Annotated in this window: 18 protein-coding genes and 1 other annotated feature; of the genes, 1 reads left to right on the forward strand and 17 read right to left on the reverse strand. The window is 37.4% G+C overall.

Annotation, left to right across the window (positions count from 1 at the left end; translation table 11 throughout):
* Positions 1 to 143 precede the first annotated feature (143 nt).
* From sufB to sufC, 5 genes are read right to left on the reverse strand one after another with little or no spacing between them, the layout of a single operon-like run.
* Positions 144 to 1,538 carry a Fe-S cluster assembly protein SufB gene (sufB, locus tag B9Y54_RS01015; protein WP_085558577.1) on the reverse strand — a complete coding sequence of 465 codons (1,395 nt, stop codon included), beginning with the start codon at positions 1,536 to 1,538 and terminating at the stop codon, positions 144 to 146.
* Between the two features lie 19 nt (positions 1,539 to 1,557).
* Entirely contained in the window at positions 1,558 to 2,016 is a 459-nt protein-coding gene (sufU, locus tag B9Y54_RS01020; protein ID WP_085558578.1) for a Fe-S cluster assembly sulfur transfer protein SufU, read from the reverse strand.
* Positions 2,003 to 3,238 (reverse strand): cysteine desulfurase, encoded by a 1,236-nt coding sequence (locus B9Y54_RS01025; protein ID WP_090005120.1) that lies wholly within the window; start codon positions 3,236 to 3,238, stop codon positions 2,003 to 2,005. Before B9Y54_RS01025 ends, sufU begins: the two co-directional genes overlap by 14 nt.
* Positions 3,238 to 4,524: a Fe-S cluster assembly protein SufD gene (gene sufD, locus B9Y54_RS01030; protein ID WP_085558580.1), complete on the reverse strand. Its 1,287-nt coding sequence runs from the start codon at positions 4,522 to 4,524 to the stop codon at positions 3,238 to 3,240. Before sufD ends, B9Y54_RS01025 begins: the two co-directional genes overlap by 1 nt.
* 13 nt (positions 4,525 to 4,537) lie before the next feature.
* Positions 4,538 to 5,311, reverse strand: coding sequence for a Fe-S cluster assembly ATPase SufC (gene sufC, locus B9Y54_RS01035; protein WP_085558581.1), 774 nt, complete (start codon positions 5,309 to 5,311; stop codon positions 4,538 to 4,540).
* A 220-nt stretch (positions 5,312 to 5,531) separates the two neighbouring features.
* Between sufC and B9Y54_RS01040 the strand changes: the two genes are divergently transcribed.
* Positions 5,532 to 6,260 (forward strand): gamma-glutamyl-gamma-aminobutyrate hydrolase family protein, encoded by a 729-nt coding sequence (locus tag B9Y54_RS01040; protein ID WP_085558582.1) that lies wholly within the window; start codon positions 5,532 to 5,534, stop codon positions 6,258 to 6,260.
* A 110-nt stretch (positions 6,261 to 6,370) separates the two neighbouring features.
* Here B9Y54_RS01040 and B9Y54_RS01045 read toward each other — a convergent pair whose 3' ends face one another.
* The 12 genes from B9Y54_RS01045 to B9Y54_RS01100 all read right to left on the reverse strand — a co-directional run bounded on the left by B9Y54_RS01045 (position 6,371) and on the right by B9Y54_RS01100 (position 16,330).
* Positions 6,371 to 7,198, reverse strand: a complete 828-nt coding sequence (locus B9Y54_RS01045; RefSeq protein ID WP_085558583.1) for a MetQ/NlpA family ABC transporter substrate-binding protein — start codon at positions 7,196 to 7,198, stop codon at positions 6,371 to 6,373.
* A gap of 59 nt (positions 7,199 to 7,257) precedes the next feature.
* On the reverse strand, positions 7,258 to 7,962 hold the full coding sequence (locus tag B9Y54_RS01050) for a methionine ABC transporter permease (RefSeq protein ID WP_085558584.1): 705 nt from the start codon (positions 7,960 to 7,962) through the stop codon (positions 7,258 to 7,260).
* Positions 7,946 to 8,986 (reverse strand): methionine ABC transporter ATP-binding protein, encoded by a 1,041-nt coding sequence (locus B9Y54_RS01055; protein WP_085558585.1) that lies wholly within the window; start codon positions 8,984 to 8,986, stop codon positions 7,946 to 7,948. The genes B9Y54_RS01050 and B9Y54_RS01055 overlap by 17 nt, the downstream gene beginning before the upstream one ends.
* A 72-nt stretch (positions 8,987 to 9,058) precedes the next feature.
* Positions 9,059 to 9,323, reverse strand: a binding site (T-box leader).
* A gap of 54 nt (positions 9,324 to 9,377) precedes the next feature.
* Positions 9,378 to 9,737 carry a glycine cleavage system H family protein gene (locus tag B9Y54_RS01060; protein ID WP_085558586.1) on the reverse strand — a complete coding sequence of 120 codons (360 nt, stop codon included), beginning with the start codon at positions 9,735 to 9,737 and terminating at the stop codon, positions 9,378 to 9,380.
* Positions 9,738 to 9,751: 14 nt separating this feature from the next.
* Entirely contained in the window at positions 9,752 to 10,108 is a 357-nt protein-coding gene (locus B9Y54_RS01065) for an arsenate reductase family protein (RefSeq protein WP_085558587.1), read from the reverse strand.
* Between the two features lie 46 nt (positions 10,109 to 10,154).
* Complete coding sequence (locus tag B9Y54_RS01070) at positions 10,155 to 11,327, reverse strand: FtsW/RodA/SpoVE family cell cycle protein (RefSeq protein WP_085558588.1); 1,173 nt, start codon at positions 11,325 to 11,327, stop codon at positions 10,155 to 10,157.
* Between the two features lie 142 nt (positions 11,328 to 11,469).
* A complete protein-coding gene (locus B9Y54_RS01075) occupies positions 11,470 to 12,474 on the reverse strand; it encodes a YihY/virulence factor BrkB family protein (protein ID WP_085558589.1) in 1,005 nt (334 codons plus the stop codon).
* 53 nt (positions 12,475 to 12,527) lie between these two features.
* On the reverse strand, positions 12,528 to 12,758 hold the full coding sequence (locus tag B9Y54_RS01080) for a DUF2969 family protein (RefSeq protein WP_085558590.1): 231 nt from the start codon (positions 12,756 to 12,758) through the stop codon (positions 12,528 to 12,530).
* Between the two features lie 175 nt (positions 12,759 to 12,933).
* Positions 12,934 to 13,581 carry a deoxyribose-phosphate aldolase gene (gene deoC / locus B9Y54_RS01085; RefSeq protein ID WP_085558591.1) on the reverse strand — a complete coding sequence of 216 codons (648 nt, stop codon included), beginning with the start codon at positions 13,579 to 13,581 and terminating at the stop codon, positions 12,934 to 12,936.
* 150 nt (positions 13,582 to 13,731) lie between these two features.
* Complete coding sequence (locus B9Y54_RS01090) at positions 13,732 to 14,661, reverse strand: sugar-binding transcriptional regulator (protein ID WP_085558592.1); 930 nt, start codon at positions 14,659 to 14,661, stop codon at positions 13,732 to 13,734.
* 158 nt (positions 14,662 to 14,819) lie between these two features.
* Positions 14,820 to 15,935 carry an alanine dehydrogenase gene (ald, locus tag B9Y54_RS01095; protein WP_085558593.1) on the reverse strand — a complete coding sequence of 372 codons (1,116 nt, stop codon included), beginning with the start codon at positions 15,933 to 15,935 and terminating at the stop codon, positions 14,820 to 14,822.
* A 197-nt stretch (positions 15,936 to 16,132) separates the two neighbouring features.
* Positions 16,133 to 16,330: a YwbE family protein gene (locus B9Y54_RS01100; RefSeq protein WP_085558594.1), complete on the reverse strand. Its 198-nt coding sequence runs from the start codon at positions 16,328 to 16,330 to the stop codon at positions 16,133 to 16,135.
* Positions 16,331 to 16,479 lie beyond the last annotated feature (149 nt).

Below are 16,479 nucleotides of genomic sequence, written 5' to 3' on the forward strand. Positions count from 1 at the left end.
TTTTCTTCTTTCATTTAGTTTAACATATTGAAATTTACTCCCTGAAAAAGATCTTGCTAGTTATAGAATTCTTTACTTTCTGAAAAAAATATAAAAAACGTAAAAAAGCTAAAAGTATTGACTAGTCAATACTTTTAGCTTTTTTACCCTACTGACCCTTCCATTTCATATGCAATCAATCGATTCAATTCTACTGCATACTCCATTGGCAATTCTTTAGAAAATGGTTCAACAAAGCCCATGATGATCATTTCGGTAGCTCGTTCTTCGGTTAAGCCACGACTCATCAAGTAATACAATTGCTCTTCTGATATTTTAGATACTTTAGCTTCGTGTTCTAATGACACATTGCCGTTGTGGATTTCATTATAAGGAATCGTATCTGATTTAGACAAGTCATCCATGATAATCGTATCGCATTCGATATGCGAAATCGATCCACCTGAGTTTTTACCAAAGGTCACTTGACCACGGTAGTTGACTTCGCCACCATCGTGCGCAATCGATTTTGAGACAATCGAACTAGAGGTGTTTGGTGCATTGTGAATCATCTTTGCACCAGTATCTTGGTTTTGCCCAGCGCCTGCCATCGCAATCGACAACATTGTCCCACGTGCACCATTCCCATTCAGAAAAACACTCGGGTACTTCATCGTTGTTTTCGCACCTAGGTTGCCATCGATCCATTCCATCGTACCCCCTGCATCGACTGTTGCTCTTTTGGTTACCAAGTTATACACGTTATCAGACCAGTTTTGAATCGTCGTATAGCGACAATACGCGTCCTTTTTAACGACAATCTCAACTACGGCTGCGTGTAAACTGCTAGAAGAAAACGTCGGAGCCGTACAGCCCTCAACATAATGAATACTGGCTCCTTCGTCGACAACGATTAACGTACGTTCGAATTGACCCATCGCTTCATCGTTGATTCTAAAATACATTTGTAATGGCACATCACAACGAACGCCTTTTGGCACATAAATAAACGTTCCACCTGACCAAGTTGCTGAGTTTAAAGCCGCTAATTTGTTGTCTGTTGGTGGTACAACCGTCGCAAAGTGTTCTTTAAAGATGTCGGCATATTCTTTTAAGGCCGTATCGGTATCGATAAAAACAATGCCCATTTTTTCGAATTCTTCTTTCATGTTATGGTACACCACTTCTGATTCGAATTGTGCACCCGCACCGGCTAAATACTTGCGTTCAGCTTCAGGAATCCCTAATCGTTCAAAGGTTTCTTTGATTTTTTCGGGTACATCTTCCCAATCACGTTCAGGTTTGTTGCTTGATTTTTTATAGTAGGTGATATTATCAAAATCAATACCGGATAAATCAGCGCCCCAAGTCGGCAGCTTTTGGCTTTGGTAGCGTTTGAAAGATTTTAATCGAAAATCAAGCATCCATTCTGGCTCTTCTTTACGAGCGGAGATGTCTCGAATAATCGCTTCTGAAATGCCCTTTCCGGTTGTATAAACCGACTCGATATCATCATGAAAACCATATTGGTACTCTTGTGTCTCTGGTACTTTACTCATCACTCAAACACCCCTTTCGTTAATCTCTCTCATTCATTTTAATTTCATTGGTTATAGCTAAGGCTTTTTCTAGACCTTTCCAGGCTAATGTTGCACAACGGATGCGGGCTGGAAATTTCACAACGCCACTCAAAATCGCTGCATCGCCTAAGTCATCCAAATTCCCTGGCTCTTTTCCTTGCACCAATAAAGAAAATTGGTCAACTAAAGCAAGTGCTTCTTTTGGCGTTTTACCTAGAACCACGTCAGTCATCATACTCGCACTAGCGGTACTAATCGTGCAGCCACTACCCGAAAAGCGAATCGCTTCAATTCGGTTATCGGCTAAATTTAATTGCAACTCAATCACATCCCCACACGTTGGATTGTTCATCTCAACTTGGTTGGTGGCATCTTCTAATGTGCCATGGTGATGCGGATGGCTAGAATGGTCTAAAATCACTTGTCGGTATAATTGATCTAATCTAGTTAAGGCCATAATTGAAAAACTCCTTTGCGGCTAAAATCGCTTTAACTAAGCTGTCACAATCGTCTTTAGTATTATATAGATAAATACTGGCTCGAGCGGTTGAAGACGCTCCTAGTTGCCTCATTAGCGGTTGAGTGCAATGATGGCCTGCTCGTACAGCAATTCCTTGCATATCTAACGCGGTTGCTAAGTCATGTGGGTGAAGATCGTCTACATTAAACGTTACTACCCCTGTGCGTATGCTATCATCTGTTGGTCCATAAACAACTAGACCAGGAATCGCACGTAGTTTCGGCAATAAATAAGTCACCAACTCAATTTCATAAGCATGAATCTTTTCCATACCTAATTGATTCAAATAATCGATTGCTGCAGCTAAACCGATTGCTCCGGCAATATTAGGTGTGCCAGCTTCAAATTTCCATGGCAACTCAGTCCAGGTACTTTCTTGATCATAAACAAAGTCAATCATTTCGCCACCATATTCAACTGGTTCCATGGCTTCTAGTAACGCACGTTTGCCGTATAAGACCCCAATACCGGTTGGTCCTAGCATTTTATGCCCACTAAAAGCATAGAAATCAACATCCAATTTAACGACATCAACGGCCATATGTGGCACAGCTTGTGCACCATCAACGACCATCACAGCTCCAACGCTATGAGCTAGTTGGGTCAGTTCGGCAATCGGATTAATACTGCCTAAGACATTTGAAACGTGTGTTAAGGCAACAATCTTCGTTTTATTGGTGATTTGTTCTTTTGCACTAGTTAAATCTAGTTGCCCATCTTTTGTTAACTCAATGTATTTTAGGGTGGCTTTCTTCTTTCTAGCCAGTTGTTGCCAAGGCACAATGTTCGAATGGTGCTCCATATAAGAAATCACAATTTCATCGCCTTCATTCACATTGGCTTCGCCATAACTTTTAGCGACCCAATTCAAACTAGTCGTCGCTCCTCTAGTAAACAACACTTCAGCGGTTTCTTTCGCATGGATAAATACTCGAACCGTTTCGCGGGCTGCTTCATATTGACTGGTAGCTCGTTCAGCCAACGTATGCACGCCACGGTGAACATTAGCATTAGCTGTTTTGTAATAGGTTTCAATGGCAGTTAAGACCGCTGTTGGCTTTTGACTGGTCGCAGCACTATCCAGATAAATTAAGGGTTCATCGTTCACCACTTGATTTAAAATTGGAAAATCTTTTTTTACCTCTTCACCTTGGAACATCATTTTAATAACTTCCCTTCAATCGTTTCCACTAAGCCATCACGAATTGTTTTTACTGGAATGGCAGCAATCACAGAACCTAAAAAGCCTCGCGTAACTAGACGTTCAGCGACATCTTTAGGAATGCCACGACTCATCAAGTAATACATTTCCTCTGGATCTAAACGCCCTACACTAGCTGCATGTCCAGCTGTTACGTCATTTTCGTCAATTAAAAGAATCGGATTCGCATCGCCACGCGCTTTATCTGACAGCATCAAAATGCGGCTTTCTTGTTGCGCATCGGCGCCTTTTGCGCCTTTAATAATATGTCCGATGCCGTTAAAGGTTAACGTCGCTTTTTCTAAGATGACACCATGTTGTAAAATATGACCAACAGAATGTCTGCCAAAGTTCGTCACACGTGTATCAATGGCTTGAATTTGTTTGCCCATACTAATGGCGACCACTTTTACTTCACTATGAGACCCTTCACCAATTAAATCAGAATCAAAGTCCGCAATTACATCGCCTTCGTTCATCACGCCAATTGCCCATTCAATGCGAGAATTGCCTAATAAATGACCGCGACGGTTGAAGTAAGTAGTCGTCTCTTTACCTAATTCATCTACTGCTGAAAATTTCACTTTAGCGCCTGGTTTAGTAATGACTTCTGCTACAATATTGGCGGCGTTTTTTTGGTCGCCGATTGTTTGGTATTTTTCAACATAGGTAAACTCACTATTGGTATCCGCATAAATCAACACGTGCTTGATTAAACTGTTAGTCTCTTTACTATTTTGCACGAATAAAGCTTCTAGCGGTTCTGTAATAACCACGTTTTTTGGTACATATAAAAAGATTCCACTGGTCATAAACGCCGCATGAAAAGCCGTTAGCTTGTCTTCATCTGGTTTAACCGCTAGTTGCATATACGCCGCTTCTACTAGTTCAGAGTGTTCTTCCATCGCTGTAAAAATATCTGTAAAGATAACCCCTTGTTCAATCAATTCCATCGGTAATTGTTCAAAAGCCGTTTGTATCCCGACTTGAACAATACGGGGAGCATCTGATTCTTCTGTTAAAAAGTCATTGGCTAAGAAAACCGGTTCTTCAACAAGGTTGAAATCTGGCACTTGCAAAAGTGGCCAGCGATTGTAGTGTACGCGTTCAATAATAGGCAAGTCTAATGAAGAAATCTTTTCTAAAGCCGCTAAACGCAACTTTAGCATCCAAGTTGGCTCGTTTTTCATCATAGAAAATATCCGGACGTCGCCAAGAGTCTCTTTAAAATCTAGTTCTTTCATATTGATTCCCTCCTTAGTCTTCATCTAATTCAAACTCAATACCCAATTCATCCCGAATGCCTTTATACCCTTCTGCTTCTAGACGTTTAGCTAGTTCTACTCCACCAGTTTTCACAATAATCCCATTCATCATCACGTGAACCACATCGGGCGTCACGTAATTTAATAAGCGCTGGTAATGGGTAATAATCAGTGCGCCAAATGACTCCCCGCGCATTGCGTTGATGCCTTTAGAAACCACTTTTAAGGCATCAATATCTAATCCTGAATCGATTTCATCTAGAATCGCAAATGTTGGTTCAATCATCATCATCTGTAAAATTTCATTACGCTTTTTCTCGCCACCAGAAAAGCCTTCATTTAAATAACGTTCAGCCATTTCTTCAGCCATATCTAAGACGTCCATTTTTTCATCCATTTTACGGATAAATTGCATAACCGGGATTTTATTGTCATCATCACGACGAGCATTAATCGCTGCTCTCATAAATTCTGCATTGGTGATACCGGCAATTTCACTTGGGTATTGCACCCCTAAAAATAAACCAGCTCTTGCCCGTTCATCAACGGCCATTTCTAAAACATTTTCGCCATCTAATAAAATTTCGCCTTTTGTTATCGTAAAACTAGGGTGTCCCATAATTGCCGCGGCTAACGTTGATTTACCCGTTCCGTTTGGCCCCATGATTGCGTGAATTTCATTGGTTTTTATCGTTAAGTCAACGCCTTTTAGTATTTCTTTATCTTCAATAGAAACATGTAAATTTTTAACTTCTAAAATAGCCATTATCAAAACTCCTTTATTCGCTTTATTTTATCTATCGTCTTTATCCCATTCTACTCCATTTTATCTGAACTATCATCCATACACAATAAAGTTCCAAGCAAACACCTTACTTTTTCTAACAAAATAAGGTAAACTAACTAAATAACCGCCTAAACAGTGCGGATTTTTTCAAAACAGATACTCCAATTATTTCCTTGAAATGAGAAAGAAGGTTGAACAGATGAACAAACCACTTATTGGTATTCCTGGAAATATTTTACGTGGACTTAACGAAACCAATGGACTGCCGATTACGTACACGCCACAAGGTTTTGTAGAGAGTATTCAAGCTGCAAAAGGCGTTCCTTTTGTTTTTCCAATTAGCTCACCAGAAGATGCTTCTTATTATATTGACCAAATCGACGGCTTATTATTGGCTGGTGGACAAGATGTTTCGCCTTCATTATCAGGCGAAGAACCTCATTTAAAATTAGAAGCTACTGAACCTGCTCGTGATACATTTGAAATGGCTTTGATAAAAGAAACACTCGCTCAGCACAAACCAATCTTAGCTATCTGCCGTGGGATGCAATTATTGAATGTTATGTATGGAGGGACACTTTACCAAGATTTATCTGATTACAAAGAACTGAGCGTTCAACATATCCAACAAACCTATTTTAATACAGGCTCTCACAGTGTGACGCTCAATCCAGAAAGTCAACTAGGTCAGATTTTCGGGTCAACTTATTTGGTTAATTCTTACCATCACCAAGCAATCAAAGAATTAGCAGACTCTTTTCAAGCCGTTGCTTGGAGCAAAGACAACTTAGTTGAAGGTTTTGAGTCAACAGATACAGAGCAAAGTATCGTGGCCGTCCAATGGCATCCTGAATTAATGTTAAAAGAAGATACTAAGATGCAGCGTATATTTACAGACTTTGTTAAAAAGGCGTCCGTTTCTTATTAAAATAAAAAATAGGCTAGTAAAACGATTTACTGTAGCGATTTCTTAAAAGTACATTTTAAGAGATTCATGCTACCGCTCGTTTACTAGCCTATTTTTTAATGGATTAACCTTTACTCTTTAACGGGTACAACTGCACCGTCCCATTCTTTGATAACGTAATCTTGCACTTCTTTTGATTTCAATACATCTACTAATTTTTTAATAGCTGGATTTTTAGCATCTTCTGAACGAACTGCTACAATATTTGCATACGGAGAACTGGTGCTTTCCAATGCTACTGAATCTTTAATTGGGTTAATATCTTGATCAACGGCAAAGTTTGAGTTGATTGCTACTAAATCGCCTTCTTCTTGTTGATACAGCGTTGTCATCAAAGCTGGATCGTTTTCGTATTCAAACTTCAAGTTTTTTGTGTTTTTATCGATATCATCAAAGGTAGCCGTCGTTGGTTCAACACCCTCTTTTAATGTAACCAATCCTTCATCTGCTAAGATACTAATGATACGACCCCAGTCAGATTGAACATTGCTTGTTAAAACCGTTGCGCCTTCTTTTAAATCAGCTAGGTTCTCATATTTTTTAGAGTACAAACCAAGTGGCTCAATGTGAATGGCACCAGCATCAACAAAATCAAAATCATTTTCAGCGACTGCGCTAGCAAAGAACGGGCGATGTTGGAAATAGTTGGCATCTAAGTCGCCTTCGTCTAAAGCAACGTTAGGCACAATGTAATCATTGTAAGTCGTGATATCTAAAGCTATGCCTTCTTTTTCTAAAAGGGGTTTAGCAAATTCTAGTATCTCTGCGTGAGGCACATTGCTAGCCCCAATTTTTATGACCGTTTCTTCACTTTCTTTTGCTGCATCATTCCCACATGCTGCTAGTGTTAAAGATAATCCTAAAGTTAAAATAGCTCCGTATACGATTGATTTTTTCATAATCTTTCTCCCCTTTTTCATTTTTATTTTTTTATAAGTCCTAATCCCTATCGGTATACTTATCGTTTATCGATTCGCTTAACAGCTCTATCGCCAATAAATTGAATGGTAAAAACGATGACTAAAATAATTAATGTTGCTGCTAACGTTACAGCTGGCTGATTTCTTTGGAAGCCGTCTAAGTAAGCTAGATTACCTAAGCCACCGGCACCAATGACTCCCGCCATCGCTGTATATCCAACTAATGAGATGGTTGTAACGGTCAAACCAGAAACAATAGATGGTAAACTTTCTGGAATGAGAACTTTGTAAATGATTTCCCATTTACTGGCTCCCATTGCTTCAGCCGCTTCAATCACGCCTTTATCTATTTCGCGAAACCCTATTTCAACTAATCGAGCATAGAATGGTGCCGAAGAAATAATTAACGCCGGTAAAGCAGCAATCGGGCCTATAATGGATCCAACTAATACTTTTGTGAAGGGCATGATCAAAACGATTAAAATAATAAACGGAATAGAACGAAAAACGTTTACCAAGAAAGCTACGATACTATAAAGCACTTTAGCATCTAGCGTTTCTTTACCGTTTGTTTCATATAATAGCAAACCAAGTAAGAGCCCTAATAAAAAGACAATGATAACTGAACCAATGGTCATTCCTAACGTTTGTCCGGTCGCTTTTTGCATCTTATCCCACTGAATATCTGAAAAGTCGATATATTGGTCTAGTATATTAGCTCCTAGTTTAAGACTCGACAACATGTTCAATCACCTCAACTCCTACTTTCATTTGGTCAAGTTGTTCAATTGCTTGCGAAATACTTAAAGGATCGCCCGTTAACTGAACATATAAAGAACCAATCGAACCTTTTTTAGCTTGTTGGATATTTCCTTGGATAATATTTAATTCTACGTTGTATTCACGTACAATTCTTGAAATAACTGGCATTCTAACTTGTTCTTCTTCAAATACAAGATGAATCAATTTGCCTTCTGGGTACTCTACTAGCATTTCTTCTAACACATCATCTGTCTCACCGCTATCTGGATTAGCGTCTTGACGGATAAATCGTTTTGTAATATCTTGTTGAGGTTTTTTAAAGACTTCTAATACTTCGCCTGATTCGACTACTCTTCCATCATCCATCACAGCGACTTTGTTGCAAATTTTTCTAACAACATGCATTTCGTGAGTAATTAAGACAATTGTTAAATTTAAACGTTTGTTAATAGCTACTAATAAATCTAGCACTTCATCGGTTGTTTGAGGGTCTAGCGCGCTTGTTGCTTCATCGCAAAGCAATAAGGTTGGTTCGTTAGCTAAAGCTCTAGCAATTCCTACACGTTGTTTTTGACCACCTGACAACTGAGACGGATAGGCTTGTTCTTTTCCTTCGAGTCCAACTAAACCTAATAATTCTTTGGCTTTAGCTTGTCGTTTAGCTTTGGGTATACCCGCAATTTCTAGCGGAAATAAAACATTTTCCATCACCGTTCTAGACCAGAGTAAGTTAAAGTGTTGAAAAATCATCCCAATTTTTTGGCGTTCTTTTCTTAAGTTTTTACCTTTTAATTCTGAAATGACATGACCATCAACGGTTACGGTTCCTTTTGTTGGAATTTCAAGTCCATTGAACATGCGAACCAAAGTACTTTTTCCTGCTCCAGAGTACCCAACAATGCCATAAATCTCACCGTCTTCAATCGATAAATCAACATGATTTACGGCTGTTAGAGTGCCTTCTTTTGTTTGGAATACTTTTTTTATATTCTTTAATTCGATCATTTATGATACCCCTCTCTAACTTATTAGGTAAATAAAAAAAACTCTCGCCCCTATATTAAGTCACCTACTTAATATAAGGACGAAAGTCATTGCTTTCGTGTTACCACCTTAATTCGTTAATTTATCACTAAATTAACCTCATCCAGTACTTAAGCTCATTGCAGCTAGTTATACTGTGGCACGTTATCGGGTGCTACCGGGATAAGCTTATGCAGATGCATTCACTCACTCTTAGCTCAAAGACCATCTTCGGTTCTACTCCCACTACCTCTTTTCAGCAAACGAGGCTCTCTAAAAATGTTTGTATGGAACGTACTCTTCTTATCATCGCTTTTGTTATGATATTGTCAATATTCTAACAGATGGTTTTTGTGCTGTCAACAATAATCGATTAATCGATTGTATCTGATAACGTATTAAAAACTGTTTCGTCTACGTCCGTTAATTCGACAATCCAATTGAATTCTTTATCCACACTATTTAATTTCTCGGGTTCATCTGCTAATGCTTTATGGTAAGAAACAACCTTTCCCGCAAGTGGAGACGTCAACTCAGTCACAGCTTTAGCACCTTCTAAATCAATTAAGGTCTCGTTTTGTTCTACTCTAGTCACATGAGAAAGGACCTCAATAAACATCACTTCACCTAGATCATCTTGCCCTTTTTCAGACAATCCAATCCGATAATTATTACCTGTTTTCAAAATCCATAACCCGTTTTCACTATACTTCATTTCTTGTACTTCCACCATGCTATTTTTCTCCTTTACTTTAGCCATTCTTTTTCGAAGTCTTCTTCGTTAAAGCCAAGCGTAATCTTACTACCGTCAGTTATTAATGGGCGTTTGATAAGCATACCGTCTGTTGATAATATTTCGGCTGCTGCTTCTATTGTCATATCTGATAAGTGGTCTTTTAAATTTAATTCACGGTACCGATTGCCTTTTCCGTTAAAAAAGCGACTAACGGGTAAATCAGATGCCGTCATCCACGCTATTAATTGTTCTTTTGAAGGAGGTTGTGCAATCATATCAATTGTCTGAAACTCAATTGCATTATTTTTTAACCATTTTCTACCTTTACGACAAGTTGAACACAATTTGTGTTCATAGAAATTTAACATCGTTAGTTGCTCCTCTACTTTTTCATTTCATTCTTTATTCTTCAACTTAAAATTCACTTTCATCTTCTGAGAACATATAGCTACGGTAATGATACCTCATTGACATTACTAAACCAACACCCATCATGTTTCCTAATAAAGCTGTCCCACCTTGCGAAATAAAGGGAAGTGGAATACCCGTTAAAGGCAACATCCCGATACCCATCCCGATATTTTCTAACACATGAAATAAAATCATCATAATCACACCTGTAGAAATATACGTATAAAACTCATTTTTTGTATCAAAACAAATACGGACCATTTGGTAAATCAATAAAAAATAAATAAAAATTAACGCTGTACTACCAATAAAGCCAAAATTTTCACCAATTGTCGAAAAAATCATATCAGATTCTCGCACAGGCACATATACTTCTGATACGCCAAATCCTTTACCAAAAACTTTACCTGAACCAATTGCTTTCATACTTTGAATCAACTGATAAGATGCATCGGCAGAATCTTGGTACGGATTAAGCCAAGAATCAATTCGAGCAAATTGATACGGTTTAAAACCAAAATTCAATAAAATCTCACGATTATTAGCAACGATAAACAATAGCCCTCCACCGGCGCCGGCTGTTGCAGCAAAAATGGGCAAGATAATTTTCCAAGTTATACCAGACATTAAAATAATCCCACCGATAATAGCCATAAAAACTAATGTTGTTCCTAAATCATTTTGCATTAGAATTAAGCCTAGTGGAATAATAGAAGTAAGTAATATTTTGCCTATCAATAGAAAATCTGCTTGTACAAAATGCTTCTCGTATTCACTATTGTGTTGCGTTACGACGCGTGCCAGCATTAAAATAAAAGCAATTTTCATGATTTCTGAAGGCTGAAAGGTTATCGGTCCAAATTTGAACCAACTTTTTGCTCCGGTAAAAGCTTCTGTCTGTCGATCATAAAAGAATAAGACTAAAACCAAGAGCAACAATCCTACTCCATAAGCAATCGGTGCTAGTTTCCATAGTTGCTCAGAATCAAACTGCATAGTAATAATAATCGCAATCGTTCCAATAATGTACCAAAGGACCTGCATAATCGTCGTTCGTATTCCTTTGCCTTCGATTAAGTAGGTAGTAGAAAAGAGAGTGGCTATACTGATAATGGATAATAATAGAATAGATAAAATGATACCGTAATCTATTTTTGATTCTTTCGTCTCATTCATACGTCAAAAATTCTCCTTGTCTGTTCATTCAACTAGTTAATCAATCTTTTTAGTTACTCATTCATTATATAAGAAATCAGCCACAAAAAAAAGGGGAGCAGGATAAACTCCAACTCCATTTTTTAAAATCATTGACTCTTTATCACAGTTCTATCTTCTCTTCATCTTTTTCTTGTTGTTGAACTATTTTGACCTTTACTAATTTTCCACGTTGTTTATTTGCTGAGTTCATCAGGCTATCTTCTTTTGTTTTCCCTTCTTCTTCGTCTTCTTTTTCTTTTTTGTATTCAGCGACTGTTTGGTCATTTTTATATTGGAAATAAATGACATTGATCAACGCACCTAATAAAAAGACAATAGCAGATAAATACAGCCACAGCATCAGAATAATGAATACTCCAAACGCCCCACTACCAGATGCCGCACCTCCAGCAACGGATACATAAAACGAAAATCCTTGCGATAAGACTAACCAGCCTAATGCAGAAAATATAGCACCAGGAATAGCATACTTGAAGGCTATTCCATGATTTGGTAGTAACGAATAAATCAATACTAGAACCACTAATAAAACAACTGATAGAATCAGCCATCTAAAACTGAGGATATCTTGAATTAACGTTAACTTAATATCAAAAAAATCTTCGATAAAACTCAGAATTTGCTCACCAAAGACAAAGGCAAACATGGTAACTCCTACCGCTCCAACAATAGCTAAATTAATAAGAAAAGAAACGACTCGAACAATGATAAAATTTGTTCTCTTTTCTACACCGTATACTTCATTTAACACCAATTGAGTGGCATTGAACGCTTTACTTGCTGACCATAAAGATGTGATTAAACCAATGGAAATCACCCCACCACGTGTCTGACTTAAAAAGCCTAGCAACATCGGCTGAACGATACGATAGATATCTGCTGGTAAAGCCGTTTCTAGATAAGGCAGTATGTCTGTTGCGCTAATTGGTAAAAAAGGGATGATATTCGCGACAACTAATAGAATAGGCGCAATTGAGAGTAAAATAAAATAAGCTAATTGTGCTGAATTAGGCGAAACTTGCGCTCTTTCCCAGTTTGGTTTTATCATTTCCAACCACGCTTTTGCTTTTGCTTTGAAAGAAGCCTCTTTTGGAATTGCTGTCACTGAACACCACACCTTTCTTGATTTGATTTTTAATCTTTAATGATTCTTTATTTTTATAGTTGGTGTAAATTATAATCCATTAACAGTTGATTGATGCCATCATCAATGGTTCTTGCTTTTGATTCAACACCAGCATTTGTAATGACGGTTACAGACTTGCCTTCTTCTTGTTGGATCAAGCCGATTAGTCGCTCCCCTGCTGATAGCGATAACTCTACAAAACCCTCTTTATTATTCGTTGTTTCTTTTATTTCTACTTCAATTTTTTTATTCCCTTTTGTCATAAATAAGCTCCTTTTAGTTGATTTCTCTTTTTCAGTATACCTTATTCTACTTAATTTTTCACTTCTCATCCATTACGGAAAATCAAAAAAACTGTGACACCCATCGCTAGATAAGTATCTCAGTTCTTTAAACTTCCTTAGTTAATGAAGCCCAATTATTTTTCAACCTATTATCCTATTCAGAAACGATTGCTACACCAGCACTTGCACCAATTCTTGTTGCTCCTGCTTTAACCATTGCTTCTAAATCAGCTTTTGAATGAATTCCGCCAGATGCTTTAACGCCAATTTTTTCTCCAACTGTTTTTCTCATTAATGTGATGTCTTCTTTTGTTGCTCCACCTGTTGAAAAACCAGTAGAAGTCTTCACGTAGTCTGTACCAGCTTTTACAGCTAGTTCACAAGCGCGTACTTTTTCTTCGTCTGTTAATAAGCACGTTTCAATAATAACTTTTACCAACGCTTTTCCCTTAGCCGCTTCAACCACTTTTTGAATATCGTTTAACACTTGATCGTCTTCATTAGATTTTAATGCGCCAATATTGATAACCATATCTACTTCAGTTGCGCCATTATTGATTGCATCTGTTGTTTCGTATACTTTTACATCCGTGGTATTTGCGCCTAATGGGAAACCAATAACGGTACACACATCAACCTCTGATCCCTTTAATTGTTTAGCTGCTTCTGCTACCCATGTTGGATTAACACAAACAGAATAGAAACCATATTCCTTAGCTTCTGCTGTTAATTTTAGGATTTCTTTTTTTGTTACGCCTGGTTTTAAAGCTGTGTGGTCGATTAGATTAGCTAGTTTATTCATTTGTTTTCCTCCTAATTTTTAAATCATTTTATTTAGTCGTCTTTCTTGAACATATGACCATTCGTTTATGAAATTACGTTCATTTACCAATAACCTCATTATATCTTAAATGCGACCAAATGTAAACGTTCCTATCGCAGGTTAGTTGGTTCATTCGTGTGGTTCATTCCACTTAAGAAGTTCTTTTGCAGTAAACTGATCAATCATTAAAATATTAGCATACTTTCCTTTTAGAGCCCCGTCGATAGCAGCTAATTTTCTATGTCCACCTGCTACTAGGATTGATTTTTCTTTATACCTTAGCTCTTCTAAATCAATCCCCATTGTACGACTGTTGATTTCTTGATCACTTATTTCCCCTTTTGCATCAAAAAAACGTGAACAAATATCACCAACTGCTTGTTTTTTTAAGCGCATCTTTTCATTTTCATCAAAATACCCTAATCTAAATAATAAAGCATTTTCACGTACCGTTCCTACTGTGAACAAGGCTACTGTTGCTTGTTTGCCCTTTTCAATGATGTAACGCATGTGTCGATCTTTTTCTACTAGTTTTTTAGTCGTAACATGATCAAATATAACTGGCAACAATAAATGTAACGGAGTTGTTTGAAAAGCAGCAGAGAATAGAGAAATGGTTTCATTAGCATACGTTTGAACATCCGAATGGCTTATCCCTCCTTTTAACTGCACAACTTCTACTCCGCTAACTTTTTTTGGCGTTAATTTTCTAGCGATTTCGTACATAGTCGTTCCCCAACTGACTCCTAAAATCGTCCCTTCTACAATGACTTCTTCTAGGTACTTTGCTGCAAAATGAGACAAATGCGCTGTAATCGTTTCGTAATAAGATTCTGGCGAAAAGATAACATGCACTTCTGCTAGCGAGTATTTTTCTTTTAGCGCTGCTTCTAAATGAGCCAAATCAAAAAAAGGGTCCACTATTTTTATTTGAACGTATCCTTTGTCTTTAGCCCTTTTTAATAAACGAGAAACTGTTGGTCTCGATATACCAAATTTTGTGCCAATCTCTTGTTGGCTATAGTCTGATTGATAATATAACTTAGCCACTTCAATCATTAGCTGTTCTTTTGACTCATTTTCTATACTAACCCTCCTCTCATGATTTCTTTTTATTCATTATAACGGATTTTATAAATTTGTGGAATAGGGGTCAGTTGAACCCATTCTCAGCAAAAAAGCTAAACCTATAATAGGCTTAGCTTTTTTTAGACTTATTATTTTTTAAAGAATGTACTTGCTTCAACAAATTCCATGTCTAAAGATTCAGCAACTTCTTTTTTCGTTACTTTATGGTTCATAACGTTTATTCCACCGTATACAGTAGGATTTTCTTGTGCTGCTAATTCAACACCTTTTCCGGCAATTTCTATTGCATAAGGGACTGTAACGTTCGTTAAAGCCATTGTCGATGTCTTTGAAACAGCGCCCGGCATATTTGCAACAGCATAGTGAAGCACACCATGACGTGTGTAAACAGGATTATCATGAGTCGTTACTTTATCAGCTGTTTCAATAATTCCGCCTTGATCGACTGCGATATCCACAATAACTGATCCAGCTTCCATTGTTTTAACCATTTCTTCTGTTACTAGTGTTGGTGCTTTAGAACCAGGGATCAATACAGCGCCGATAACTAAATCCGCTGTTTTAACTTGCTCTGCGATATTAAATTCATTTGACATTAATGTTGTAACTGAATTACCAAAGATATTGCCTAGGTCAGCTAGACGAGTAGGGTTTACATCTAAAATCGTTACATCAGCACCAAGGCCGACTGCCATTTTAGCTGCGTGCATTCCCGAAACGCCACCACCGATAATAACAACATTACCCGTTGAAACACCTGGTGTTCCACCCAATAACAGGCCTTTTCCGCCATGAGTATTTTCTAAGAATTGTGCCCCGATTTGAACAGCCATACGTCCAGCTACTTGACTCATTGGTGTTAATAGTGGCAATACGCCGTCTTTAGCCATTGTTTCATAACCAATTGCTGTTACGCCTGATTCAACTAATTTATCTGTTAATTCTTTAGCTGCTGCTAAATGTAGGTAAGTGAACAGAATTAAACCTTCACGGAAATAAACATATTCTTCAGGTAGAGGTTCTTTTACTTTAATAACCATCTCAGCTGCCCAAATATCTGCAGCACTTTTTAACATTTTTGCTCCTGCATCCACAAAAGCTTCGTCAGTGAAACCTGCTGTTTTCCCAGCTAACTCTTCAACAAAAACTTCATGTCCTGCTTCTACTAGGCCGTGAACTCCTGCTGGTGAAATAGCCACCCGATTTTCGTTGTTTTTGATTTCTTTAGGTATACCGATTTTCATAACAATTTTCCTCCTATTGGAAATACACTGAACTCAATTCGAACAGCTTTGTCTATCATTATACCGTTTAAATGGTTAAATGTGAAATGAAAGCCTCAATGATTTTTTGTGAAAAAGCTTTTAATCTCCTTGGTTAAAGCATCTAAAGATTTTTTTTTTTTTTGAAATAAGCTTAATGACTCCCTATATGAACTTAATTATTCTATAATTTTCTGTACTCTTCCGACTTGATCGTTTTCTTTTAACATCACTTTTATTCCATGAGGATGTTGTGCACTATTTGTCAAAATTCGCTTAACATGACCTCTCGTTAAAGTACCTGTTCGTTGGTCTTTTTTTAAGACAATATCAACTAATAAATCTAGTTTTATATTCGCTCTTTTCTTTCCGTCCATTTTTATTTCACTCCTCATTTTTATTGTTCTTATTTTTATTGTACCATAGTTATTTTTGTGTTTAAATTCTTGCTTTTATTTTACTTTCATCCTTTTTTTGTTCTTAATTACCCACTGTATTTTTTTCTTTTCATTTCTTTTTTTCCCCT

This window comes from Carnobacterium iners (genome assembly GCF_900177385.1).
In the GTDB taxonomy this organism is placed as follows: Bacteria; Bacillota; Bacilli; order Lactobacillales; family Carnobacteriaceae; genus Carnobacterium_A; species Carnobacterium_A iners.